Source organism: Sphingopyxis sp. FD7, assembly GCF_003609835.1.
GTDB lineage: Bacteria > Pseudomonadota > Alphaproteobacteria > Sphingomonadales > Sphingomonadaceae > Sphingopyxis.
Genome location: NZ_AP017898.1, coordinates 2,038,231 through 2,060,799, shown reverse-complemented (window position 1 = coordinate 2,060,799; position 22,569 = coordinate 2,038,231). Strand labels below are relative to the sequence as shown.

General features: G+C 66.3%; 16 protein-coding genes and 1 tRNA gene. 10 read left to right on the top strand and 7 right to left on the bottom strand.

Features of this window, described 5'->3' with window-relative positions; genetic code table 11:
* Positions 1-19 precede the first annotated feature (19 nt).
* Positions 20-1,102, bottom strand: coding sequence for a putative sulfate exporter family transporter (locus SPYCA_RS09680; RefSeq protein WP_120219983.1), 1,083 nt, complete (start codon positions 1,100-1,102; stop codon positions 20-22).
* A gap of 110 nt (positions 1,103-1,212) precedes the next feature.
* Here SPYCA_RS09680 and SPYCA_RS09675 point away from each other — a divergent pair, with 110 nt between their 5' ends.
* Entirely contained in the window at positions 1,213-2,448 is a 1,236-nt protein-coding gene (locus SPYCA_RS09675; RefSeq protein ID WP_120219982.1) for an MFS transporter, read from the top strand.
* Between the two features lie 159 nt (positions 2,449-2,607).
* On the opposite strand, the gene SPYCA_RS09670 is transcribed toward SPYCA_RS09675, so the two are convergent.
* The gene (locus tag SPYCA_RS09670; protein ID WP_120222250.1) at positions 2,608-4,920 is read right to left on the bottom strand and encodes a TonB-dependent receptor; all 2,313 of its coding nucleotides are present in this window, start codon (positions 4,918-4,920) and stop codon (positions 2,608-2,610) included.
* A gap of 146 nt (positions 4,921-5,066) precedes the next feature.
* Between SPYCA_RS09670 and SPYCA_RS09665 the strand changes: the two genes are divergently transcribed.
* From SPYCA_RS09665 to SPYCA_RS09635, 7 genes are all read left to right on the top strand, one after another.
* The gene (locus tag SPYCA_RS09665; protein ID WP_120219981.1) at positions 5,067-7,112 is read left to right on the top strand and encodes an alpha-glucosidase; all 2,046 of its coding nucleotides are present in this window, start codon (positions 5,067-5,069) and stop codon (positions 7,110-7,112) included.
* Positions 7,109-8,122: a LacI family DNA-binding transcriptional regulator gene (locus SPYCA_RS09660; RefSeq protein WP_120219980.1), complete on the top strand. Its 1,014-nt coding sequence runs from the start codon at positions 7,109-7,111 to the stop codon at positions 8,120-8,122. The genes SPYCA_RS09665 and SPYCA_RS09660 overlap by 4 nt, the downstream gene beginning before the upstream one ends.
* Entirely contained in the window at positions 8,119-9,033 is a 915-nt protein-coding gene (locus SPYCA_RS09655; RefSeq protein WP_120219979.1) for an aldo/keto reductase, read from the top strand. Before SPYCA_RS09660 ends, SPYCA_RS09655 begins: the two co-directional genes overlap by 4 nt.
* Before the next feature lie 74 nt (positions 9,034-9,107).
* The gene (locus tag SPYCA_RS09650; protein WP_120219978.1) at positions 9,108-10,196 is read left to right on the top strand and encodes an LLM class flavin-dependent oxidoreductase; all 1,089 of its coding nucleotides are present in this window, start codon (positions 9,108-9,110) and stop codon (positions 10,194-10,196) included.
* A gap of 32 nt (positions 10,197-10,228) precedes the next feature.
* Complete coding sequence (locus SPYCA_RS09645) at positions 10,229-11,704, top strand: glycerol-3-phosphate dehydrogenase (protein ID WP_120219977.1); 1,476 nt, start codon at positions 10,229-10,231, stop codon at positions 11,702-11,704.
* Complete coding sequence (locus SPYCA_RS09640; RefSeq protein WP_120219976.1) at positions 11,695-12,276, top strand: NADPH-dependent FMN reductase; 582 nt, start codon at positions 11,695-11,697, stop codon at positions 12,274-12,276. Before SPYCA_RS09645 ends, SPYCA_RS09640 begins: the two co-directional genes overlap by 10 nt.
* Positions 12,277-12,873, top strand: coding sequence for a 3,4-dihydroxy-2-butanone-4-phosphate synthase (locus tag SPYCA_RS09635; protein WP_120219975.1), 597 nt, complete (start codon positions 12,277-12,279; stop codon positions 12,871-12,873).
* Positions 12,874-13,112: 239 nt separating this feature from the next.
* On the opposite strand, the gene SPYCA_RS09630 is transcribed toward SPYCA_RS09635, so the two are convergent.
* The 3 genes from SPYCA_RS09630 to moaA all read right to left on the bottom strand — a co-directional run bounded on the left by SPYCA_RS09630 (position 13,113) and on the right by moaA (position 15,071).
* Positions 13,113-13,187 (bottom strand) — tRNA-Asn (locus SPYCA_RS09630).
* 60 nt (positions 13,188-13,247) lie between these two features.
* Complete coding sequence (locus tag SPYCA_RS09625) at positions 13,248-14,018, bottom strand: NAD kinase (protein ID WP_120219974.1); 771 nt, start codon at positions 14,016-14,018, stop codon at positions 13,248-13,250.
* Positions 14,019-14,048: 30 nt separating this feature from the next.
* Positions 14,049-15,071, bottom strand: a complete 1,023-nt coding sequence (moaA, locus tag SPYCA_RS09620) for a GTP 3',8-cyclase MoaA (RefSeq protein WP_120222249.1) — start codon at positions 15,069-15,071, stop codon at positions 14,049-14,051.
* Between the two features lie 53 nt (positions 15,072-15,124).
* Between moaA and SPYCA_RS09615 the strand changes: the two genes are divergently transcribed.
* Positions 15,125-16,321, top strand: a complete 1,197-nt coding sequence (locus tag SPYCA_RS09615; RefSeq protein ID WP_120219973.1) for a GGDEF domain-containing phosphodiesterase — start codon at positions 15,125-15,127, stop codon at positions 16,319-16,321.
* Positions 16,322-16,426: 105 nt separating this feature from the next.
* Here the strand turns inward: SPYCA_RS09615 and mfd are convergent, their stop codons facing one another.
* Together mfd and SPYCA_RS09605 are read right to left on the bottom strand one after the other, a co-directional pair.
* The gene (mfd, locus tag SPYCA_RS09610; RefSeq protein ID WP_120219972.1) at positions 16,427-20,005 is read right to left on the bottom strand and encodes a transcription-repair coupling factor; all 3,579 of its coding nucleotides are present in this window, start codon (positions 20,003-20,005) and stop codon (positions 16,427-16,429) included.
* A complete protein-coding gene (locus SPYCA_RS09605; protein ID WP_120219971.1) occupies positions 20,002-20,262 on the bottom strand; it encodes an FAD assembly factor SdhE in 261 nt (86 codons plus the stop codon). The genes mfd and SPYCA_RS09605 overlap by 4 nt, the downstream gene beginning before the upstream one ends.
* A gap of 239 nt (positions 20,263-20,501) precedes the next feature.
* Between SPYCA_RS09605 and recG the strand changes: the two genes are divergently transcribed.
* Complete coding sequence (gene recG, locus SPYCA_RS09600) at positions 20,502-22,568, top strand: ATP-dependent DNA helicase RecG (RefSeq protein ID WP_120219970.1); 2,067 nt, start codon at positions 20,502-20,504, stop codon at positions 22,566-22,568.
* The last annotated feature ends 1 nt before the right edge of the window (position 22,569 follow it).

The window sequence follows — 22,569 nt, the reverse complement described above, 5'->3', positions numbered from 1 at the left end:
CCTTCCGAGGGGCGACGCCTCAGCCGTTCGCCCCGATCATCACCAGGGCCAGCGCGGCGGCAAAGCTTGCCAGCGAAGCCGTCGCCACAGGAGCGGCGGCCCGCCAGCCGAGGTCGAGCAGGAGGTCGGTGCGCGAACGCATGGCGGTGGCCGTCACGGCGAGCAGCAGCAGCGCCTTGGACGCGGCAAGCGCATTGGTCGCCGCAACGGCGGGAAGGTCGACCAGGCTGTTGAGCACGACGAAGGCAAGGAAGAGCGTGATGAACCACGGCATGGCCAGGCGCCGCCAACTTGGCCGCGGCGAGCCGGCGCGCGCCGGGCCGATCATCAGCGAAACAAGCAGCGCGACGGGCGCCAGCAGGGTAACGCGCGCCAGCTTGACGATCGTGGCATCGGCACCCGCGGCATCCGAAATGGTATAGGCGCCGCCGATCGCCTGGCCGACATCGTGGATCGACGCGCCGATCAGATAGCCGGCCTGTGCATCGCTGAGGTCCAGCTCGGCCGCAATGGCGGGATAGAGCGACATGGCGAGCGCGCTCGCCATCGACACACCCACCAATGTCAGTGCAAATTGCGCCTGGCTGAGCCGTTCCTTGCCGACGATGCCGTAGAGGGCGAGCGCCGCGCTGGCGCCGCAAACTGCCGTCGCCCCGCCGGCGAGCAGACCCGCGTATCGCGATTGACGCGCGATGCGGGCGCCGACAAGGCCTCCCGCGAAAGCAGCCGCCATGATAATCAGCAGCGCGACAAAGGGCAGGACGCCCAGCGCGACGATCTGCGCAATGCTGACCTGAAATCCAAGGAGCACAATTCCGATCCTCAGAAAGCCATGCGAGGCGAGGTCGAGTCCGCGATGGGTGCGCGGGTCGCGCGCGATGAAGTTCAGGGCAAGTCCGATGAGCAGGCCGAGCAGGATGACGGGGACGCCATAATGGTCCGAAAGCCATCCGGCCGCGCCGGCAGCCACGGCGCAGATCGCCAGACCAGGGAAATACTGGACGATTCCCGGCCCCGGAGCGGCGTCGGCCATGTCCGCCAGGTGGATTTCGCCGAATAAATCCCCGCAATACGGCTCGGCAGGGGCGGGGCCGCGCAACATCGCTTCGCAGTCTTTCACCTTATGTCCTACGGTGTCATATTTTCCTTCCCTTATCGGCAGCGCGCGCTAGGTTGCAAGTCGAAACAGCAAAATGGCAAGGGAGAGAGGCCATGACGACGGCAGCAACGCAGGGGGACCGTTCGACGCGGATCGCGATCGTGCTGGTCACGCTGCTTTTCCTGGGAAATGCGCTGAACTATGTCGACCGGCAGGTCCTTGCCCTTCTGAAGCCGACGCTGGAAGCCGAATTCGGCTGGAGCGATTCGGATTATGCGCATCTGGGCTCGACCTTCCAGATTGCCGCGGCCGCGGCGCTTCTCGGTGTGGGGTGGTTCGTCGATCGTCTGGGCGTGCGTTGGGCCTATGCGATCGCGATATCCGTCTGGAGCCTGGCCGGGATGGCGCACGCGCTTGCGCAAAGCGTCCAGCAGTTCGTTGCGGCGCGCGTCGTGCTGGCGGTCGGGGAATCGGTCAGCACGCCTGCCGGTATCAAGACTGCGGCGACCTATCTCCCCGTGCGGCAGCGCAATATGGCGATCGGACTGATCAATACCGCACCGAACATCGGCGCGATAGTCACGCCGCTTCTGATCCCGCCGCTGGCGCTTGCCTTCGGCTGGAAGGCGGCGTTCATCGTCACGGGGGCGCTGGGGTTCGTGTGGCTTGCGTTCTGGCTTCCCGCGATGCGCAAAATGCGGCCGCTGGGCGACCTTCCCGAACGCGCCAAGGTCGCCTGGCGCCCGCTGCTCCGCGACCGACGGACCTGGGCCGTGGTGGGTGCCAAATTCTGCACCGATTGCGTCTGGTGGTTCGTGCTTTTCTGGATGCCGGACTTTTTCAATCGCGAGTTCGGAATGAGTCAAGGCTCGCTCGGCCTGCCCATCGCGATCGTCTTCACGCTCGCAGCTCTTGGCGCCGTCATGTCGGGAGCGCTCTATCCGATCCTTCTCGGTCGCGGTTTCTCGGTCAATCGCGCGCGCAAGCTGTCGATGTTCATCTTCGCGCTTGCGGTGCTGGTCATGCCGCTTGCCATGTACACTGCCAATCCCTGGGTCGCCGCGTTGTTCGTCGGTGTCGGACTGTTCGCGCATCAGGGTTTTTCGACGAACATCTTTGGCATGACCGCCGACATCATCCCGCCGCTCCGCGTCGCGACCGTCATCGCGCTCGGGGCGGTCGCCGGCAATTTGTCGGGCACCGCGATCATCGAGTTCGCCGGCTGGTCGCTCGGAAACGGGCTCGGCTATGGACCGCTCTTTGCAATCTGCAGCCTTGCCTATCTTGCCGCGCTGCTGGTGATCCATCTTATCGTGCCCCGGCTGGAACTTGCGCAGGCGCACGAATAAATCGGCGCCGGCGCAGCGCCGCCGGCGGCGCACGCCGGTTGCCGACGCGCGGCGGCGTTCGTCGGCAAGCCACAAAAAAACCTCCCGCGATGATCGCGGGAGGGTGGTCCCGGAAGACGCCGGGAAGCGGCGCCCGCCGGAGGCGGCGGGCGCAGCCGGTTACATGCGCGCTCGCAAGCTCACGCCAAAATAGCGGTCGGCGTCGCGCGGAATCTGCAGGCGCTGGCCGTTCGAGACGTTGAGCAGAACGTAGCTTTCGTCGCTGATGTTCCGGGCATGGAAGGTCAGGCGATAACGGTCCTCGGCATCCGAAATGCCGATCGACGCATTCCATTGGCCATAGGCGTCAATAACGCCCTGTTCGCCGAGATCGGAAAACTGCTTCGATACATGGCGATAGTCGGTGCCGAGATAGAGCATCAGGCCGCCAACAGGAACTTCATAGTCGGCCCCGAGCGTGTAGGTGAACCTCGGTGCGAGCGGGAGCCGCGTTCCATCACGCGCATCGGGCGCGTTGGTCAACGGGTTGGGGTTGAACCTTTTGACTTTCGCATCGGCATAGGCGGCGCTTCCGCGCAGCGTCAGCCCGTCCGCCGGGACAGCCGTGAGGTCCGCCTCGAACCCCTCGCTCTTCACCGTGCCGGCGTTGGTCAGGTTCGTGACGACGGCTCCGTTCAAAAGCACGAAATTGTTTGCCTGGAAGCCGTCATATTCGACGCTGAAGCCCGCAAGGTTGAGCTGGACCTTGTTGTCGAGGAAGCGCGATTTGACGCCGATCTCGAACGCATCCGACGTTTCTTCGTCGATCGGAACCGCGTTGGTCGGCGCCGTATGGTTGAAGAAGACGTTGAACGCCGGTCCCTTGTAGCCGCGCGTGTAGCTGCCATAGAGCATGATGTCGTCGGAAGGGGTGAACTGGAGCACGGCCTTGCCCGACAGATTGCCGTTGCTGCTCGACCCGCTCGAGGTGTTCAGCCCCGTGCCGCCCGATGCGACGGTGCCGCCCGCGGGGCTGCCCGAAATGCCCGGACCCGTCGCCGGCAGACCCGTCGCCGCGTTGACGCCGGGTGCGCGGACGTGCGTGAAGCTCAGATCGTCCCAGGTGTAGCGAAGCCCCCCCGTCAGCGCGATCAGGTCGCTGAAGCGATAGGTCGCCTGCCCGAACAGCGCGAAGTTGGTCGAATTGACGTCGCTGTTGGAGGTCGCCGTCGGGAACAGCGTGTTGACCGTATCGTTGACGTTGCAGGGCCGCGCACCCGTCGCCGGATCGACCGGCAGCGTCGAGGTGGCGCAGCTGATGTCGCGACGTGTGAAATCCTGCTTGTTGTCGGAATGCCAGGCAAAGGCCCCGATCTGATAGAAAAAGGGCATTGACTGGTCGGAAGCGACGCGCGCCTCGACCGAGAATTGCTGCGTTTTGACGAGGCCGTCGTCGTGCAGCTCCGCCGTGCCCACGATCGCGCGAGGCAGGAAATCCCCCTCGCGAATCTCTTCATTCTCCCAATTACGATAGCCGGCGACGACGCTGAGCGTGTGAGTGTCGGAGAGGTCGAAATCCCCGCTGGCGGTCAGACTCCACTGCTTGTCGCGCGTTTGCGTCACAAGATTGTGATTGATGAAGCGCTGCTTCTCGCCGAGCGCCACACCGCGGGGCAGGTCGAGTTCGGCATCGAGCACCGCGCCGCGGCTGGCCCCCGTCACGTCGGCGCAACAATCGTCGTCGGCTTTGAAATAGTCGGCAATGAAGCGCAGGCGTGCGCCATCGCCGCGATAGTCCATGATGCCGCGCGCGCCCCAATGTTCGTACCCGTTGACCTTGCGGTTGCGGCCGCCGTTGATGTTGGTGATGTTGCCGTCGTAGCTGCCATAGAATCCGGTGACCCGGCCGCTCCAGTCGCCGCCGAGCGGTCCCGCCACCGACGCGCGCGCGCGATACTCGTCGCCTTCAAACCATTCGGCCTTGGCTTCGGCTTCGAGCTGATCCGTGCCGCCCTTCGATACGATATTGACGAGCCCCGCCGACGCGTTTTTTCCGAACAGCGTTCCCTGCGGCCCGCGCAGCACCTCAAGACGTTCGGCATCGACGAGGTCCATGAAGGCCTGGCCCGAGCGACTGAGCACGATGCCGTCGACCACGGTCGATACGCTCGGTTCGGCGGCGATCGAAAAAGTGATCGTCCCGACGCCGCGCATCACAATGGCGCTGTTCGCGCTTGTCGTGCCCTTGCGGAAGGTCACCGACGGAACGATGCGCGTGATCCCCTCCAGGCTGGTCGTGCCGGTTGCTTCGAGGCGGTCGCCGGACACCGCGGTGATCGCGATCGGAACCTTCTGGACATTTTCCTCGACCTTTTGCGCGGTGACGATGATTTCTTCGACCTCCTGCGCCTGGGCGGATGTAGCGAAGGCGATCGCGATCGCGCTGACCGTGACGGGCACGGCACGCATAAGGGTAAAGCTGGACGCACGCATGGCATTCTCCTCCCACAAGCGGTTCGGGCGCGTTTCCGCGGCCGCGGCCGACCACAGGGAAAGCGCCTCTTGTTTCGCCATTGCATGCTCCCGTCGACCCTATATGTCAAGCGGTGTCACATTGAGCTTGCGGCGAGACCGGATTTATGGTTCAAAAATCGCGCGGCGAGAGGAAGCAAAGCGTGATATTGCGGTTTTATGAGCGAGATGACGGGTTCGAGCTTCGATTCGGCTCGCATCTTGTGCTGCGGCACGCTTTCGATTGTCCTGCGGTGGCCATTGCACGCGGCGCTCCCAGCATCGCCATGTATCGCGGCAATTTCCGGATCGACGACTCGCCGGAAGGCGCGATCCTGTGCACCGACTGGCGCGCCGACGGCGCAGACATGCTCCTGCTCGACGCGGGCGAGCCGGCGGTGCGGCTGGGCATTGCGGGCAGCACGCTGCGCGTCGAGCTTCTGCGGAGCGGCTACGACCGGATAACGACGCATTTCCATGCCGAGCCGGGCGAAGCGGTCTGGGGTGGCGGCGAGCAGATGAGCTATCTGATGCTGGCGGGCCGCCGATTCCCGATCTGGACGAGCGAACCCGGCGTCGGGCGTGACAAGTCGACGGACCTGACCCGCATCATGGATGCCGAAGGGATGGCCGGGGGCGATTATTGGAACAGCAATTATCCGCAGCCGACGTTCCTGACCTCCCGATGGATCGCCATTCATCTGGACGATTTTGGCTATAGCGTCCTCGATTTTTCGGATCCGGCCGTGCATCGCGTCGAATATTGGGGAACGCGGGCGCGGTTCGAGTTTTTCGCCGCCGACGATCCGGCGGCGCTGGTCGGGCAATTGTCGGCACGATTTGGCCGACAACCCGCGTTGCCCGACTGGGCCATCGGCGGCGCGATCGTCGGGCTCAAATCGGGTGCGTCGAGCTTCGAGCGGCTGGAGCGATTTCTCGACGCCGGCGCCGCCGTGTCGGGATTATGGTGCGAGGACTGGGCGGGTGTTCGCGAGACGAGCTTTGGTCGTCGGCTTTTCTGGGACTGGGTCCACGGCGCGCGCAGCGAACAGCGTTATCCCGACCTTCGGGCGCGCATCGCGGCGCTGGCCGAACGCGACATTCGCTTCCTTGCATATGTGAATCCCTATCTGGCGGTCGACGGCACCCTTTTTGACCGGGCGAAAGCCGATGGGCATTTGTGTCTGCGCCGGGACAGCGACGAGATCTATCTCGTCGATTTCGGGGAATTTTATTGCGGCGTTCTCGATTTCACGCGCGCCGCAACCCGCGACTGGTTCGCCGAGCATATTCTGGGTCGCGAGCTGCTCGACATCGGTGTTTCGGGATGGATGGCCGATTTCGGGGAATATCTGCCGACCGATGTCCGGCTCGCCGACGGGTCGGACCCGATGGAGGCGCATAATCGCTGGCCGGTCCTTTGGGCCGAGGTCAACGCCCTGGCTGTCGCGTCGCGGGGCAAGACGGGCGAGGCGCTGTTTTTCATGCGTGCGGGTTTTTCCGGCGTTCAGGCGTATTGCCCGCTGCTGTGGGCCGGCGACCAGAGCGTCGATTTCTCCCGCCACGATGGCATCGGGACGGTATTGACGGCGGCCCTGTCGGCGGGTCTGGTCGGCAACGCCTACAGCCATTCGGACTGCGGCGGCTATACATCGCTGCATGGCAATGTGCGGAGCGAGGAGCTGATGCAGCGCTGGTGCGAACTGGCGGCCTTCGCACCGGTGATGCGCAGCCATGAGGGCAACCGCCCCGACGACAATCTGCAATATGATTCGACGCCCGACCTGCTCGCCTGCTTCGCGCGCTGGAGCCGGGTCCATGCGCATCTTGCTTCCTATGTCCGACATCTGTGCGACGAGGCGCAGGAGAGGGGACTACCCGCCCAGCGACCGCTGTTCCTCCACTACCCGGACGATCCGACGCTCTTTACTGTGCAGGATCAGTATCTTTACGGTGCGGACCTCCTGGTGGCGCCAGTCGTCGAGCAGGGGGTCGAGCGACGCAATGTCGTCCTTCCCGGCAAGGGGCCGTGGCGCCACTGCTGGACGGGCGAGGATTTTGCGCCCGGTGTTCACCAGATCTCCGCGCCGATTGGCACGCCACCCGTATTTTTCCGGCCGGACAGCGTCTTTGCGCCGCTGTTCGGCCGACTGGCGGAGGTATGGAAGCAATGAGCGAGCGGGCCAATATCCGGGACGTCGCCGCCAAGGCGGGGGTGGCAGTCAAGACGGTGAGCCGCGTGCTCAACGGTCATCCCTATGTCAGCGAAGAAACGCGGCGTCGCGTCGAGGCTGCGATGGCGGAACTCGATTTCCGTCCAAGCGTCGCGGCGCGCATTTTGTCGGGAGCGAAATCGAACCAGATTGCGCTGATCTATGACAATCACAGCCCCTATTATATGTTTCAGATCCAGACGGGGTGCTGGCAATCGTGCAAGGAACGAGGCATCCGCCTGCTGGCGCAGCCGGTCGATGTGGCCGATCCCGGCGTGGGCGAACAGGTGCGCGGGCTGGTCACCGAAACCCACGTCGACGGCATCATTTTGTCGTCTCCCGTGACCGATTGCGAAGCCGTGCTCGCGGCGCTCGAAACGCTCGACATCCCGTTCGTTCGCATTTCACCGGGAACGAACCATTCGCTCACCAGTTCGGTGTTCATGGACGACGTCCAGGCCGCGGACGACATGACGACGCATCTGATCAACGTGGGCCACCGGCGCATCGGGTTCGTCAAAGGTCATCCAAGCCATCGCGCGTCCGACGACCGCCTGTATGGATATCGCCGGGCGCTCGATCGCGCCGGCATCGCGTTCGAGCCGGGCCTCGTGTGTGATGGCGAGTTCGATTTCGACAGCGGCGTGGTGGCCGGACGCTTCCTGCTCGGCCTCGACAATCCGCCGACAGCCATCTTTGCCGCAAATGACGACATGGCGGCCGGCGTGCTGGCGGTCGCGCATGACCGCGGTATCGACCTGCCTTCGGAGCTTTCGGTTGCGGGCTTCGACGACACGACCTTGTCGCGGACGGTGTGGCCGCCGCTCACCACCATTCACCAGCCGATGGCCGAGCTGGCCCGCACCGCGACGCGAATTCTGATCGAAGGTGGCGACATCAGTCACCACCGGCTTCCCCACACCCTTGTCGAGCGCGCTTCGGTCGCGCCGCCAGCCAGGAATCCTCTATGAGCCTGTTGCCTGCCCCGCCTGCGTCGCGCCCGCTCGGAAACAGCGGAATGTCGGTTTCGCCCATCGCCTGGGGAATGTGGCGGCTCGCCGAGGGCGGACGCACCGTCGCCGAAGCGGCGCGGCTGGTGTACGCCGCGCTCGACGCGGGAATCACCCTGCTCGACACCGCCGACATTTACGGGTTCGATGGCGCGAAGGGTTTCGGCGACGCGGAAGCGTTGCTGGGCGAGGTGCTGGCGGCCGACCCGCCGCTGCGCCATCGCATGGTGCTCGCGACGAAAGGCGGCATTCGCCCGCCGCTTCCATATGATCAGAGCCCCGACTATCTCGCCGAGGCGATCGATGCTTCGTTGCGGCGCCTGCGCACCGACCGGATTGACCTTTGGCAGATTCACCGTCCCGACATTCTGGCGCATCCCCAGGAGGTCGCGCGGGCACTGGATGACGCGATCGCCGCGGGCAAGCTCCGCTCGCTCGGCGTCTCCAACTTCACCGTCGCGCAGACCGAGGCGCTCAACCGGTTTCTTGGTAACAGGCTGGTTGCAACACAGCCCGAGATCAGCCCGCTGCGCATCGATTGCTTTGAAAATGGCGAACTGGACCAGGCCATGGCGATGGGGCTCGTGCCGCTCGCCTGGTCGCCGCTGGGCGGGGGACGGCTGCTGGCGCCGCAAAGCGGCCGCGACCAGGCTGTCGCCGCCGCGCTGGACAATGTGGCCGCCGCACAAAATGTGTCGCGTGAAGTTGCCGCTTACAGCTGGCTGATGGCGCATCCGGCGGGCATCGTGCCGATTGTCGGGTCGCAGCGCGCCGAACGAATTGGGGAGGCGGCAAGCGCGCTCCGCGTCCGGTGGACGCGGTCCGAATGGTATGACGTGTTTGTCGCCGCGCGGGGCGCCGCCCTCCCCTGAGCTTGCGGCCTGTTCGGCCGCGCACGACAAGACCCTGCGAAACGAGGCGTCCCAGGGCATGGAGAGGAAGATACATGACCCAACAACAATGCGAGATCGCCTGGTTCTCGGCGCTCTGCGATGACGACTATGAGTTTCTGGGCGTCCCCGATCCCTATCTGCGGTCGAGCTGGGAACATTGTCGCAATATCGTTCTACGCGCTGAAGAAGGAGGTTTTGACAACATCCTGCTTCCTTCGGGCTATCAACTGGGGCTCGACACGACCGTTTTTGCGGCCGCTGTCGCGACGCAGCTGCGGCGGATGAAACTTCTCTGGGCGACGCGCATCGGCGAAGATTGGCCTCCGCAGCTCGCGCGCCGCATCGCGACGCTCGACCAGATCCTGGGGCCCAACGCGCTCGGCACCGGGGGACGGCTCAATGTCAATATCATCTCCTCGGATATGCCCGGCCAGCAGCTGGCCGGCGAGCCACGCTATGCACGCGCAACCGAGGTCATGAAGATTGTGCGGACCCTGCTCAACGGCGAGGCGCTCGACCATGACGGCGAATTTTATCAACTGAAGCTCGAACCGCCCCGCATCACCACGATTTCGGGCAAATGTCCGCCCTTCTATTTCGGCGGGCTGAGCCATGAGGCGCGCGAATGCGCGGCCGAGGGCTGCGACGTCTATCTTATGTGGCCCGATACGATGGGCAAGGTTCGCGAAACGATCGCCGACATGCGCGAACGCGCGGCGCGGTTCGGGCGTCGGTTGAAGTTCGGCTACCGCGTCCATGTCATCGTGCGCGAAACCGAGGACGAAGCGCGCGCCTATGCCGATCGTCTGCTCTCGAAGCTCGACGAGGCGATGGGCGCGGCGATCCGCGAAAAATCGCTCGACGCCAAAAATTACGGGGTTCAGCGTCAGGCCGAATTGCGGAGCGCCGCCGATGGCGACGGCTTCGTCGAGGAGAATCTCTGGACCGGGATCGGGCGCGCGCGTTCGGGCTGTGGCGCCGCGATTGTCGGCACCCCCGACCAGGTTCTTGCGAAACTTCGCGCCTATCAGGCCGAAGGCATCGAAGCCTTCATCCTGTCGGGCTATCCGCACGCGCAGGAAGCAGACCTGTTCGCGCGCCATGTCCTTCCGCACATCGCGCACGCGCCGCTGGCGTTCTAGGTTCCAGCCCGGAGGGAGGGAGAGGCTTGCGAATGTTCGACATCGCCATCGTCGGCGGCGGCGTCAATGGTTGCGGGATCGCGCGCGATGCGGCGGGACGCGGCGCGCGCGTCCTGTTGCTCGAGGCGAATGATCTGGCAAGCGGAACCTCCTCCGCATCGACCAAGCTTATCCACGGCGGCCTTCGCTATCTCGAACATTATGAATTCGGGCTCGTGCGGGAATCGCTCGTCGAGCGTGAACGCTTGTGGGCGATCGCCCCCCATATCGTGCGCCCGATGCGGTTCATCCTGCCCCATGTCGACGGACTGCGTCCGCGCTGGCTGCTTCGCTTGGGGCTTTTCCTCTATGACCATATCGGCGGGCGAAAGCGCCTGCCGGCTACCGAAACGATCGCATTACGCGATCATGTCGCGGGCGCTCCGCTGAAGGATCGGTTTGTCTCGGGCTTTGCCTATTCGGACTGTTGGGTCGACGACGCACGACTGGTCGTTCTCAATGCCCGCGATGCGGCCGATCGCGGGGCGGACATTCGCACACGCTGCCGCGTCACAGGTTTCGCGCGGACCGGCGACCATTGGACGCTCGATACGCCGGAAGGACGGTTTCACGCGCGCGCCATCGTCAATGCGGCGGGCCCCGCGGCACTCGAAGTATCGCAACTGAACGACGCGGCAACGCGCCGACATGTGCGGCTGGTGCGCGGGTCGCATATCGTCGTGCGCAGGCTGTTCGACCATGATTACAGCTATTTCTTCCAGCTTCCCGACGGGCGGATATTCTTCGCGATTCCCTATGAGCGGGACTTCACGCTGATCGGCACGACCGATCGCGACCATGACGGCGCTCTGACCGATGTGCGCGCCACCGAAGAGGAAATCGCCTATCTGTGCGATGGCGCCAACCGCTTCTTCCGCAGGTCGATCACGCCGACCGATGTGGTCTGGAGCTATGCGGGGGTGCGGCCGCTGGTCGACGATGGATCGGGGCGGCCCGAGGCGGCGACGCGCGGCTATTGTCTGGAGCTATCGCCGATGAGCGACGGCGCGGCGCTGCTTTCGGTCTTCGGCGGCAAGATCACCACCTATCGCCGCCTTGCCGAAGAGGTCGTCGATCGGCTTGCGCCGCGCCTGCCCGCATTGGCGCGGAGCCGGTGGACCGGCGATGCGCCGCTTCCTGGCGGCGATTTTGCGATCGACGGCTACGCCGGGCTCGTCGAATCGCTCGGCGGTCGCTATTCTTTTCTTCAGCCGTCGTGGGCCGATCGCCTCGCGCGCAGTTACGGGACCAGGGCGTTCGACATTCTGGATGGTGTCGGACGGCTCGATGATTGCGGGCGGCATTATGGCTTCGGGCTCACCGACCGCGAGATTGCCTATCTCGTCGAACGGGAATGGTGCCGTACGGTCGACGATCTTCTTTGGCGGCGCACCAAGCTAGGGCTGCATATCGACACCGCGGCCCGGCGTTCACTCGCCGCTGCTTTTGAAGAAAGGGAATGCGCGTGAAGATCAATATCGTTGCGATCGGCGGCACGGTATCGCCGATCAGCGCGACCGAGCAGGCGCTGTGCGTCGCGGCGGCGCGGGCGCGGGCAAAGGGCGCGCATGTGGACATCTTCGGCGGCGCCTATCTGGGGGCGTTGCCCCATTATCGCGGGCCGCTGCACTCCCCCGACGACGGCGCAAGGCTGGTCGCGGCGGTGCGGGACGCCGACGGCGTATTGATCGCGGCCCCCGGCTATCACGGCACGATTTCCGGCCTTGTGAAAAACGCGCTCGATTATCTGGAGGAACTGGCGGGCGATGCACGGCCCTATCTCGATGGGCGTGCGGTCGGCCTGATCGCGACGGCATATGGGGACCAGGCGACAATGAGCACGATGCAGACGCTCCGCAGCATCGTCCATGCGCTCCGCGGCTGGCCGACGCCGATGGGCGCGACTGTTCGCACCTATCGCGGGCTTTTTTCGCCCGATGGCGAATGCCTTGAAGATCGGGCGCGATTTCAGCTCGAGCTTGTCGCCGACCAGCTTGTGTCCGGCGCCAGCAGCTTCGCCGCGGCACGAAAGGCAGCGTGAATGCCGGATATTGATCGGGCCATCGAGGCGCTTGGACGGGGAGAGATCATCGTCATCACCGGCGATCGGTTGCGCGGAGGCGACATAGACTTCGCGCTCGCCGCGCGGCACGCAACAGCCGAGGCGCTCAATTTCATGGCAAACCACGGCCGTGGCCTTATCTGCCTTGCGATGCGGCCGGAACGCGCCGTGCGGCTGGGCATCAGTCTGATCAATCCCGGCGCCGACCGTCAGTCGGGCCGCCCCTTCGGACGGTCGATCGAGGCGCGCGAGGGCGTCGGAACGGGTATATCGGCAGCGGACCGGGCCCATACCGTCCGCGTCGCGGCTTCCCCGACCGCATCGGGTGACGATCTTGTGTCGCCGGGCCACATATTCCCGTTGATCGGCGCGCCGGGCGGCGTCAGGGAAAGGGCCGCCGCCGCCGAAGCTGCGATCGAACTATGCACGCTGGCGGGGGCGGGCGACATGGCGGTCATCTGTTCGATCATGCGGGACGACGGCGAAATGGCGCGGATCGACGATCTTGATGCGTTTATCGCCCGGCATTGCATGCCCGTCGCCGACATCGGGATTCTGCTGGACCGGTTGAACTGAAGCGCGGCGCCGCGACGGAGCGATGTCCCATCCTTGCGGGGAACGGGCGTTGTTCGGCGCCGGCATCAGCGGCCGACATTACCTGGCAAGCGTCTCCGACGCGAACCGCGCGACGCCTGGCGTCGCCGCGACGCACAAGGGGCGCAAAGCGCCATCGCCGTCAGTATCGGCACAGCCGCCGCCCCCATGCTCACCGAGGCAGGGGCAGAAGGCGGAACGCCGGACAATGGAAAGGAAAATGGCTCCCCGGGCAGGATTCGAACCTGCGACCAATCGATTAACAGTCGATTGCTCTACCGCTGAGCTACCGAGGAACATCCCGCCGTGGCGGGCGAGGCGCTCCTTTGCCGCCGCTTGCCGGATTTTGCAAGCCCTCAAACGATAAATTGTTCCATCGCGATGCGTTCGTCGAGGCCCTGGTCGGGATCGAACAGCAGGGTCAGCGGCCGGCTGCGGTCGGTGGTGACGAGGACGGTCTTTACGTCGCGGATCTCGCGCTGGTCGGCGACCGCGCTGACCGGGCGTTTGGCCGCTTCGCGCACGTTGAAGCGGATGCTCGTCGATTCGGGCACGAGCGCGCCGCGCCAGCGCCGCGGGCGGAAGGGGCTGATCGGGGTGAGCGCCAGCATCGCCGAATCGAGCGGCAGGATCGGGCCGTTGGCGCTGAGATTATAGGCGGTCGATCCCGCGGGGGTCGAGACGAGCACGCCGTCGCAGGCCAACTCCTCCAGCATCGTCCGCTCGTTGATCATCACCTCCAGCTTGGCGGCCTGGCGCGTCTCGCGCAGCAGCGAAATCTCGTTGATCGCGGGCAATATGTGGCGCTCGCCGCTGACCGTCACGATGTCGCCGGACAGCGGGTGGATCAGATAGGGGCGCGCCGCGGCGACGCGGTCGAGCAGCCCCTCGACGCGAAACTCGTTCATCAGAAAGCCGATCGTGCCGCGGTTCATCCCGAATACGGGCAGGCTGCGGCGCTGGTCGAGCAGCTGGTGGAGCATGTGCAGCAGAAATCCGTCGCCGCCGAGCGCGATCAGCAGATCGGCCTCGCCGATGTCGACGAAGTCGTAGAGCGGGCGCAGTTCGGCCTCGGCCTCCATTGCGGCGGGCGCGTTCGATGCGACAAGCGCGATCTTGCGAAACATGATGTCCGGTTCCCCCTCGCGGCCGCCGCGTCAGCCGCCCGTTGCACTCATATGACGCGCGACCGCCGGTGTGGATTCGCGTTCGATGCGAAAGTCGTGCGCGCGGGGTTTGCCAGCGAGGGCGCGGTCGATCAAGCCGTCGACGTCGCCGCCTTCGCGCAGCGCCGCGCGCAGGTCGACATGGTCATCCTGTCCCAGGCACATATAGACGCGCCCCTCGACCGTCAGGCGGATGCGGTTGCACGTCGCGCAGAAATTGTCGCTGAGCGGGGTGATGAGGCCCAGGGTCACCGGGCTGTCCTCGATCGCGAAATAGCGCGCGGGACCGCCGGTGCGCTTGTCGATCGGATAGAGGGCGTGTGCGGCGCGGAGCGGGGCGATGAACTGGTGCAGCGGGATATAATGGTCGCTGCGGTCGTCCGCGACCTCGCCGAGCGGCATGGTTTCGATGAGCGTGAGGTCGCAGCCATTGTCGGCGCACCAGCGAAGCATCGGCAGCAACTGGTCCTCGTTCAGCCCGGCAAGCGCGACCATGTTGATCTTGACCGCGAGCCCGGCTTGCCGCGCCGCGGCGATGCCATTGAGCGCAACGGCGAGGTCGCCGACGCGCGTGATGTGGCGGAAAGCCGCCGGATCGAGCGTGTCGAGGCTGACATTGACGCGCCGAACGCCCGCCGCCGCGAGCGTCGGGGCATGATCGGCGAGCCGCATCGCGTTGGTGGTGAGCGTCAGCTCGTCGAGCCCCTTGCCGATCAGCGCGCCGAGCCGCATGGCCAGCGTGTCGATTCCGCGCCGCACCAAGGGTTCGCCGCCGGTCAGCCGGATGCGGCGGATACCGCGCGCGACGAATCGCTCGGCCAGTTCGGTCATTTCTTCGATGCTGAGCACCGCCGATCTGGGCAGGAACTGCATATCCTCGGCCATGCAATAGCGGCAGCGAAGGTCGCACCGGTCGGTCACCGACAAGCGTAAATAACTGATCCGGCGGCCATGACCGTCGATCAGCGGCGCTGCCGCCGCGATGGGGGGAGATTTTATGACAGCCACCTGCATCTTGTGATGCAAAAGACAAGCGTTTGGCAAGCAAAGCCTGCTAGGGAAATCCGATGAATCGCTTGTCCGAATCGCTGACCGCCTGTGCCCGGAAAATCGAAGCCCAGCACGATCGTCACGACGAGGATGCCGGGGTCATTCTGGTGCAGGTCGACCAGATGGCGCGTATCAACAACAGCGCGGGGACCGCCGCGGGCGACGCGGTGCTCGACGAAATCGGCCGACGACTCGAAAACTTTGCCGGAGACGAGTTCGGACCCGGTTCGTGCGTCGAGCGGCTCGACGGGCCGCGCTTTCTGATCGTGCCGGCGACGCCGCTCGCGCTCGGCGCGCTGCGCGCGCAGGAACGCGCGCTGCACGTCGCGCTCGCCGAACCGATCGTCGGCGACCCGCACGGCCGCCTGTCGATCCGCATCGCCACGGCGCTGATCGTGCGCGACGAATCGGTCGCCGAACAATTGTTGCAGGCGTGCGACCAGCTCGCGCGGCCGGCGTCGGCGCGCGACGGGGTGATGGTCCATGCGGCGCTGTCGCGGAACGAGGTGGTGATCCATTACCAGCCGCAATATGACGTCGCGACCGGCGCGATGACCGGGGTGGAGGCGCTGCTGCGCTGGCAGCATCCCGAACTTGGCCTGCTCGGCGCGGGGCCGCTGGTGACGGCGGCGCGCGCGGCGCGGCTCGAATGCGAACTGACCGAACATGCGCACCGCGTCGCGCTCGCCGAAATGGCGCGCTGGCCGCGGCAGCTGGGGCGGTTGCGCGTGTCGCTCAACATCACCGCCGCCGACCTTGGCGACCCCGACTTCGCCGCGCGGTTCGCGGCGATGGCCAGGGACGCGAAGGTCGATCCCGACCGGCTGACGCTCGAACTTACCGAACAGGCGATGCTGAGCGACCCCGCGAGCGCCGCCGAACAGCTGGCGCAGATCCGCGCGCTCGGCTGCGCCATCGCGATCGACGATTTCGGCACCGGCTATTCCAGCCTCTCGCTGCTCGCGCGATTGCCGATTGATTATCTGAAGATCGACAGCGGCTTTACCCGCACGATCGACGGCAGCGACCGCGACCGCATCGTCGTGCGCGCGATCGTCGACCTGGCGCGCGCGCTGGGGCTGCTGGTGGTGGCCGAGGGGATCGAGAATGAACGCCAGCTCGCGCGGCTGGCCGAAATCGGGGTGGCGACGTGGCAGGGGTTCCTGAAATCGGGGCCGGTGCCGGGGGATCAGTTGCCGGGGTTGATGGAATAAGGCTCGTCATTGCGACGAGCGTAGCGACGAAGCAATCCCCAGCTATCGGTTCGAGCCGAGCCGATAGCTGGGGATTGCTTCGCTCCGCTCGCAATGACGATCCCGCTATGCCGCCTGCCGCGCCAGCTTCCCCAAACCCTTTGACAGCTGCAAAGCGCCATTGAGCCTTGCGCCGGTGCTCGCCCACTCGCCGCTGACCGACAGCTTGTTGTCGGGGCGGATGCGCGCGCGACCCTTCAGCCGTTCGACATAGGCGATCAGGCCGGGGACGTTGGCGAACTCGTCACCGTGGAAGCTGACCAGCGCGCCCTTGGTGCCGACGTCGAGCTTGGCGATGCCCGCGGCCTTGGCGTTCGCCTTGATCTCCATCAACTGCACCAGATTCGCGGTTTCGGGGGGCAGGGGGCCGAAGCGGTCGATCATCTCGGCGGCGAAGGCGTCGAGCGCGGCGCGATCCTCGGCCTCGTTCAGGCGGCGATAGAGCGCCATGCGCAGCGGCAGGTCGGGGACATAATCCTCGGGAATGAGGATCGGCGCATCGATGGTGATGACGGGCGACAGCGCCTCGCGCGGCGGCAGCTTGCCCGCGCCTTCGGCCTTGGCGACAAGGATCGCCTCCTCGAGCATCGACTGATAGAGTTCAAAGCCGACCTCGCGGATGTGCCCCGACTGCTCGTCGCCGACGAGATTGCCCGCGCCGCGAATGTCGAGGTCGTGGCTCGCGAGCTGGAAGCCCGCGCCCAAGGTGTCGAGATCGCCGAGCAGCTTGAGGCGCTTTTCCGCCGTGTCGGTGATGCCGCCGCCCTCGGGTGTGGTCAGATAGGCATAGGCGCGCGTCTTCGACCGTCCGACGCGGCCGCGCAGCTGGTAGAGTTGCGCGAGGCCGAAGCGGTCGGCGCGGTGGACGATCAGCGTGTTGGCGCTGGGGATGTCGAGGCCGGATTCGACGATCGTGGTCGAAACGAGCACGTCATATTTGCGGTCGTAAAAGGCGCCCATCCGTTCCTCGACCTCGCCTGGCGCCATCTGGCCGTGCGCGACGACATATTTGATCTCGGGCACGCGGGTGCGCAGATATTCCTCGATGTCGGGCAGATCCTTGATCCGCGGGGTGACGAAGAAGCTCTGCCCGCCGCGGTCATGCTCGCGCAGCAGCGCCTCGCGGATCACCACCGGATCCCACGGCGCGACATAGGTGCGCACCGCGAGCCGGTCGACCGGCGGCGTCTGGATGACGCTGAGCTCGCGCAGCCCCGACATCGCCATCTGGAGCGTGCGCGGGATCGGCGTCGCGGTGAGCGTCAGCACATGGACGTCGGCTTTCAGCTGTTTGAGCCGCTCCTTGTGGACGACGCCGAACCGCTGTTCCTCATCGACGATGACGAGGCCGAGATTCCTGAACACGACCGATTTGGCGATCACCGCGTGGGTGCCGACGACGATGTCGATCTGTCCGCTGGCGAGGCCGTCGCGGGTGCGTTGCGCCTCGGCGGCGGGAACGAGGCGCGACAGGCGGCCGATATTGACCGGAAAGCCCTTGAAGCGCTCGACGAAGTTCGTGAAATGCTGGCGCGCGAGCAGGGTGGTCGGCACCACCACCGCAACCTGCACCCCCGCCATCGCCGCGACGAAGGCGGCGCGCAGCGCCACCTCGGTCTTGCCGAAGCCGACATCGCCGCACACCAGCCGGTCCATCGGGCGCCCCGACGCCATGTCGGCGAGCACCTCGCCGATCGCGCGGTCCTGATCGTCGGTTTCCTGATAGGGGAAGCGGTCGGCGAAGGCGGGATAGGCGGCGTCCTGCGCGAGTATCTCGCCGGGACGGAGCGCGCGCTGCGCCGCGGTGGCGAGCAACTCGCCCGCAATCTCGCGGATACGCTCCTTCATCCGCGCCTTGCGCCGCTGCCATGCCTCGCCGCCCAATTTGTCGAGCGCGACCCCGTCGCTCTCGCCGCCATAGCGGGAGAGGACGTCGAGATTTTCGACGGGGACGTAGAGCTTGTCGCCGCCCGCATAGGTCAGCGCGACGCAATCGTGCGGGCTGCTCCCGACCGGGATCGACGTCAGTCCCTCATAGCGGCCGATGCCATGGTCGAGATGGACGACCAGATCGCCGACGCTGAGCGTCGCGAGTTCGGCAAGGAAGGCGTCGGCGCTCTTGCGGCGCTTCTGCCGCCGGACGAGGCGTTCGCCGAGAATGTCCTGCTCGGTGAGCAGGCTGATCGCGTCGCTGGCGAAGCCATGATCGAGGGGGAGGACGATGAGGGCGACCTGATTCCCCTCCCGCTTGCGGGAGGGGTTAGGGGTGGGCGAATTCTCAGACGTCGGTGCAGAAGTCGGCCCACCCCCGACCCCTCCCGCAAGCGGGAGGGGGGAAGAAAGGCCCAGCGCTTCCTGCCACGTCTCGACCTGAACCAGCGAGGTCACGCCATGCTCGCGAAGCAGCCCGGACAGGCGATCGCGCGCGCCGGCCGAATAGCTGGCGATGATCGTCCGACGTCCCTTGCGGCGCTCGTCCGACAGATGGTCGGCGACCTTGTGATAGACGTTGAGGTCGGCGGTGCGTTCGGGGGTGAAATCGCGCGCGGCAAAGGTTTCGAGATCGACGACCGATGCGGCGGGCGGGACATCGAAGGGCGTGACGACATGGATCGGGCGCCTCGCCGCTGCTTCGGTCCATTCGCCCTCGGTCAGATAGAGCGCCTCGGGCGCGAGCGGGCGGTAGCTGCCCGGCGATTCGCGTTCGGCGGCGACGCGGTTGGCATGATAGTCGGCGATCGCGGCGAAGCGCGTCTCGGCGGCCTGATCGGTGCGGTGGCCGCGCAGCACCGGCGTCGCCGGGTCGACATGGTCGAACAGCGTTGCCAGCCGCTCCTCGAACAGCGGCAGCCAGTGATCCATGCCCGCCTGCCGCCGCCCGTCGCTGACCGCCTGATAGAGCGGATCGCCGGTCGCCTGCGCGCCGAACAATTCGCGATAGGCCGAGCGGAAGCGCTTGATCGTCGCGTCGTCGAGCAGGGTTTCGGACGCGGGGAGCAGTTGCAGTGCCTTGGCGGGCCCCAGGCTGCGCTGGTCGGCGGGGTCGAAGCGGCGGATGCTTTCGATCTCGTCGCCGAAGAAATCGACGCGCAGCCCCGTCTCATCGCCCGCCGGAAACAGGTCGAGCAGGCCGCCACGCACCGCGAATTCGCCCTGATCGGCGACCGTATCGACGCGGCTGAAGCCGTTGGCGACGAGCAGCTCGGCGAGCGCATCGCGGTCGATCCGCTGGCCGGGCGCCAAGGTCGTCGCGAGCTGCCGGATGCGGAAGGGGGTGAGCGTGCGCTGGGTGATCGCGGCAACGGTGGTCAGGATCAGCTCGCCGCGCTTCGGTGCCGCCTGCAAGGCGGAGAGTGTCGCCAACCGGTCGGCGCTGACGCGCATCGACGGCCCGGCGCGATCATAAGGGAGGCAGTCCCACGCGGGAAAGCGGTGGACGGTGAGGTCGGGGGCGAAAAAGGGCGCGGCGTCGGCGATCGCCTGCATCGCGGCATCGTCGGTCGCGATATAGACGAGGCGCCTGTCGCTCGCGCGCGCGAGGTCGGCGAGCAGCAGCGGCAGGAAGCCGTCGGCGGCGCGCGCGAGCGTCAGCGGCGCCGCGGCCGATGCGATCGCGGCAGATATATCGGCAGCACTTCGGGTCATGGCAGCGGGATATAGTCGAGCCGGCGCATCGCCGCGATGAGGTCGGGCCTGTCGAGATGCGCGGGCGGCGCGGCCGTGCCGAGCGCCCACGCCATGATGTCGACGTCGTCCTCCTCGACCATGGCCTCGAACCATGCAATCTCGGTTTCGCCCCAGACGGGCGAATAACGATCGAAAAAGCCGCCGATCATATAATCGGCCTCGCGCGTGCCGCGGTGCCAGGCGCGGAATCGGAGGCGTTTGAGGCGGTCGATCATGGCGGGCCTTTTAGAGCGGTTGCGCGATGTATCAAGAGAAGCGCCTTGCCCGATTTTGTCATCCCGGCGAAGGCCGGGATCTCGCCCTCGCCCTCTTACGCACCGGCGAGATCCCGGCCTTCGCCGGGATGACGAGCTAGGGGGATAGCGTGTCGGAAGCTGGACCAACTCTCGCCGCGCTCTCCCGAAAGGGGAGAGGGGGTGTAACTTTGCGCGGCGAGCGTTAGACATGATGATCCATGCGACCCGAAATCCTCAATCCACTCTTTGCCGCGCTCACCGACCTGAAAGGCGTCGGGCCGCAGCTGGCCAAGCCGCTGGCGCGGCTGGGGCTGGAGCGGGTGGTCGACGTGCTCTTCCACCTGCCGACCGGGCTCATCTCGCGCATCCCCGTCGACAGGCTCGACGACGCGCAGCCGGGGCAGACGATCATCGTCGAGGTGACCGCGCAGGATTATCGCCCCGGCCGCAGCCCGCGTGCGCCGTTCGGGGTCGAGGCGTTCGACCGTGCGGGCGACCATGTGCGGCTCGTCTATTTCGGGCGGACGTCGGGGCTGGCGCGCAAGCTCTTCCCGCTCGGCGAGACGCGCCGCGTGTCGGGGCGGCTCGATCTTTATGGCGACATGCGCCAGATCGTCCATCCCGACCATGTCGCCGAGCCGGGCGATGGCGGTACGATAGCCGAGCATGAGCCTGTCTATCCGCTGACCGAGGGGCTGACCAACGCGCGCCTGTCGCAGCTTGCGGCGGTGGCGCTCGAACGGCGGCCCGAGCTTGCCGAGTGGATCGACGCGCCCCTGCTCGCCAGCCGGGGCTGGCCCGCGTGGCGCGAGGCGCTCGCGCGTGCGCATGCCAGCCCCCGCGACGAGGCGGCACGCGACCGGCTCGCCTATGACGAGATTTTCGCGAACCAGGTCGCGCTGATGCTGATCCGCCAGGGGCTGCGCAACCGCAAGGGGCGGGCGATCGCCGGCGACGGGCGGCTGACGGGCGCGCTGAAGCTGCCCTTTGGCCTGACGGGCGCGCAGGAGCGCGTCGGGCGCGAGATTGCGGGCGACATGGCGCGGGACACGCCCATGCTGCGGATGCTGCAGGGCGATGTCGGATCGGGCAAGACGCTGGTCGCGCTGCGCGCGATGCTCACGGCGGTCGAGGCAGGGACGCAGGCGGCGCTGCTCGCGCCGACCGAAATCCTCGCGCGCCAGCATTTTTCGACCTTGCAGGCGATGCTTGCCGGGCTGCCGGTGAACCTCGCCATATTGACCGGGCGCGACAAGGGGCGGGTGCGCGAATCGACGCTGATGGGGCTGGCCGACGGCAGCATCGACATTCTCGTCGGCACCCACGCGATTTTCCAGCTGGCGGTGACATACAGGGATCTCGCGCTGGTCGTCGTCGACGAACAACATCGTTTCGGCGTCGCGCAGCGGCTGATGCTCACCCAAAAGGCCAACCGTCCGCCGCACTTGCTGGTGATGACCGCGACGCCGATCCCGCGCACGCTTTTGCTCGCCAATCATGGCGAGATGGACGTGTCGCGGATCGACGAGATGCCGCCGGGGCGCACGCCGGTCGACACGCGCGTCGTGTCGGTCGAGCGGCTGGACGAGGTCGTCGCCTCGCTCGAACGCCATCTTGCGACCGGCGCGCAAGCCTATTGGGTGTGCCCGCTTGTCGCCGAGAGCGAGGCGAGCGAGCTGGCCGCGGCCGAAGAACGTGCGGCGTTGCTGCGCGAGCGGCTGGGCGCCGACCGTGTCGGGCTGGTGCATGGCCGGATGAAGGGGGGCGACAAGGACGATGTCATGGCGCGCTTCCAGGCCGGGGAGATCGGCGTGCTCGTCGCCACGACGGTGATCGAGGTCGGCGTCGATGTTCCCGCCGCCAGCCTGATGGTCGTCGAACATGCCGAACATTTCGGGCTGGCCCAGCTGCACCAGCTGCGCGGCCGCGTCGGGCGCGGGTCGGCGAAATCGGTGTGCCTGCTGCTGCGTTCGCCGACCCTGTCGGATACGGCGCGCGAGCGGCTGGCGCTGATGCGCGAGACGAACGACGGGTTCGTGATTGCCGAAAAGGATCTCGAACTGCGCGGCGGCGGCGAGCTTCTGGGCCTCAAACAGTCGGGGGAAGCCGATTACCGGCTTGCTGCTCCCGAACAATTGGTACGGCTGCTGCCCGTGGCGCACGACGATGCGCGGCTGTTCGTCGAACGCGACGGCGGCATGGAGGGCGCACGCGGCGAGGCGGTGCGGCTCTGCCTCTACCTCTTCGAGCGCGATGCGGCGGTGCCGCTGCTCAGGAGCGGCTAAA

What these genes read in the sequence shown, in the direction of transcription:
- SPYCA_RS09680 (WP_120219983.1), bottom strand. Translation starts at nt 1,102, where the DNA reads ATGTTGCGCGGCCCCGCCCCTGCCGAGCCGTATTGCGGGGATTTATTC.
- SPYCA_RS09655 (WP_120219979.1), top strand. Translation starts at nt 8,119, where the DNA reads ATGAGCCTGTTGCCTGCCCCGCCTGCGTCGCGCCCGCTCGGAAACAGC.
- SPYCA_RS09635 (WP_120219975.1), top strand. Translation starts at nt 12,277, where the DNA reads ATGCCGGATATTGATCGGGCCATCGAGGCGCTTGGACGGGGAGAGATC.
- SPYCA_RS09670 (WP_120222250.1), bottom strand. Translation starts at nt 4,920, where the DNA reads ATGCGTGCGTCCAGCTTTACCCTTATGCGTGCCGTGCCCGTCACGGTC.
- moaA (WP_120222249.1), bottom strand. Translation starts at nt 15,071, where the DNA reads ATGCAGGTGGCTGTCATAAAATCTCCCCCCATCGCGGCGGCAGCGCCG.
- SPYCA_RS09605 (WP_120219971.1), bottom strand. Translation starts at nt 20,262, where the DNA reads ATGATCGACCGCCTCAAACGCCTCCGATTCCGCGCCTGGCACCGCGGC.
- SPYCA_RS09645 (WP_120219977.1), top strand. Translation starts at nt 10,229, where the DNA reads ATGTTCGACATCGCCATCGTCGGCGGCGGCGTCAATGGTTGCGGGATC.
- SPYCA_RS09640 (WP_120219976.1), top strand. Translation starts at nt 11,695, where the DNA reads ATGCGCGTGAAGATCAATATCGTTGCGATCGGCGGCACGGTATCGCCG.
- SPYCA_RS09625 (WP_120219974.1), bottom strand. Translation starts at nt 14,018, where the DNA reads ATGTTTCGCAAGATCGCGCTTGTCGCATCGAACGCGCCCGCCGCAATG.
- SPYCA_RS09615 (WP_120219973.1), top strand. Translation starts at nt 15,125, where the DNA reads ATGAATCGCTTGTCCGAATCGCTGACCGCCTGTGCCCGGAAAATCGAA.
- recG (WP_120219970.1), top strand. Translation starts at nt 20,502, where the DNA reads ATGCGACCCGAAATCCTCAATCCACTCTTTGCCGCGCTCACCGACCTG.
- SPYCA_RS09660 (WP_120219980.1), top strand. Translation starts at nt 7,109, where the DNA reads ATGAGCGAGCGGGCCAATATCCGGGACGTCGCCGCCAAGGCGGGGGTG.
- SPYCA_RS09665 (WP_120219981.1), top strand. Translation starts at nt 5,067, where the DNA reads ATGGTTCAAAAATCGCGCGGCGAGAGGAAGCAAAGCGTGATATTGCGG.
- SPYCA_RS09675 (WP_120219982.1), top strand. Translation starts at nt 1,213, where the DNA reads ATGACGACGGCAGCAACGCAGGGGGACCGTTCGACGCGGATCGCGATC.
- SPYCA_RS09650 (WP_120219978.1), top strand. Translation starts at nt 9,108, where the DNA reads ATGACCCAACAACAATGCGAGATCGCCTGGTTCTCGGCGCTCTGCGAT.
- mfd (WP_120219972.1), bottom strand. Translation starts at nt 20,005, where the DNA reads ATGACCCGAAGTGCTGCCGATATATCTGCCGCGATCGCATCGGCCGCG.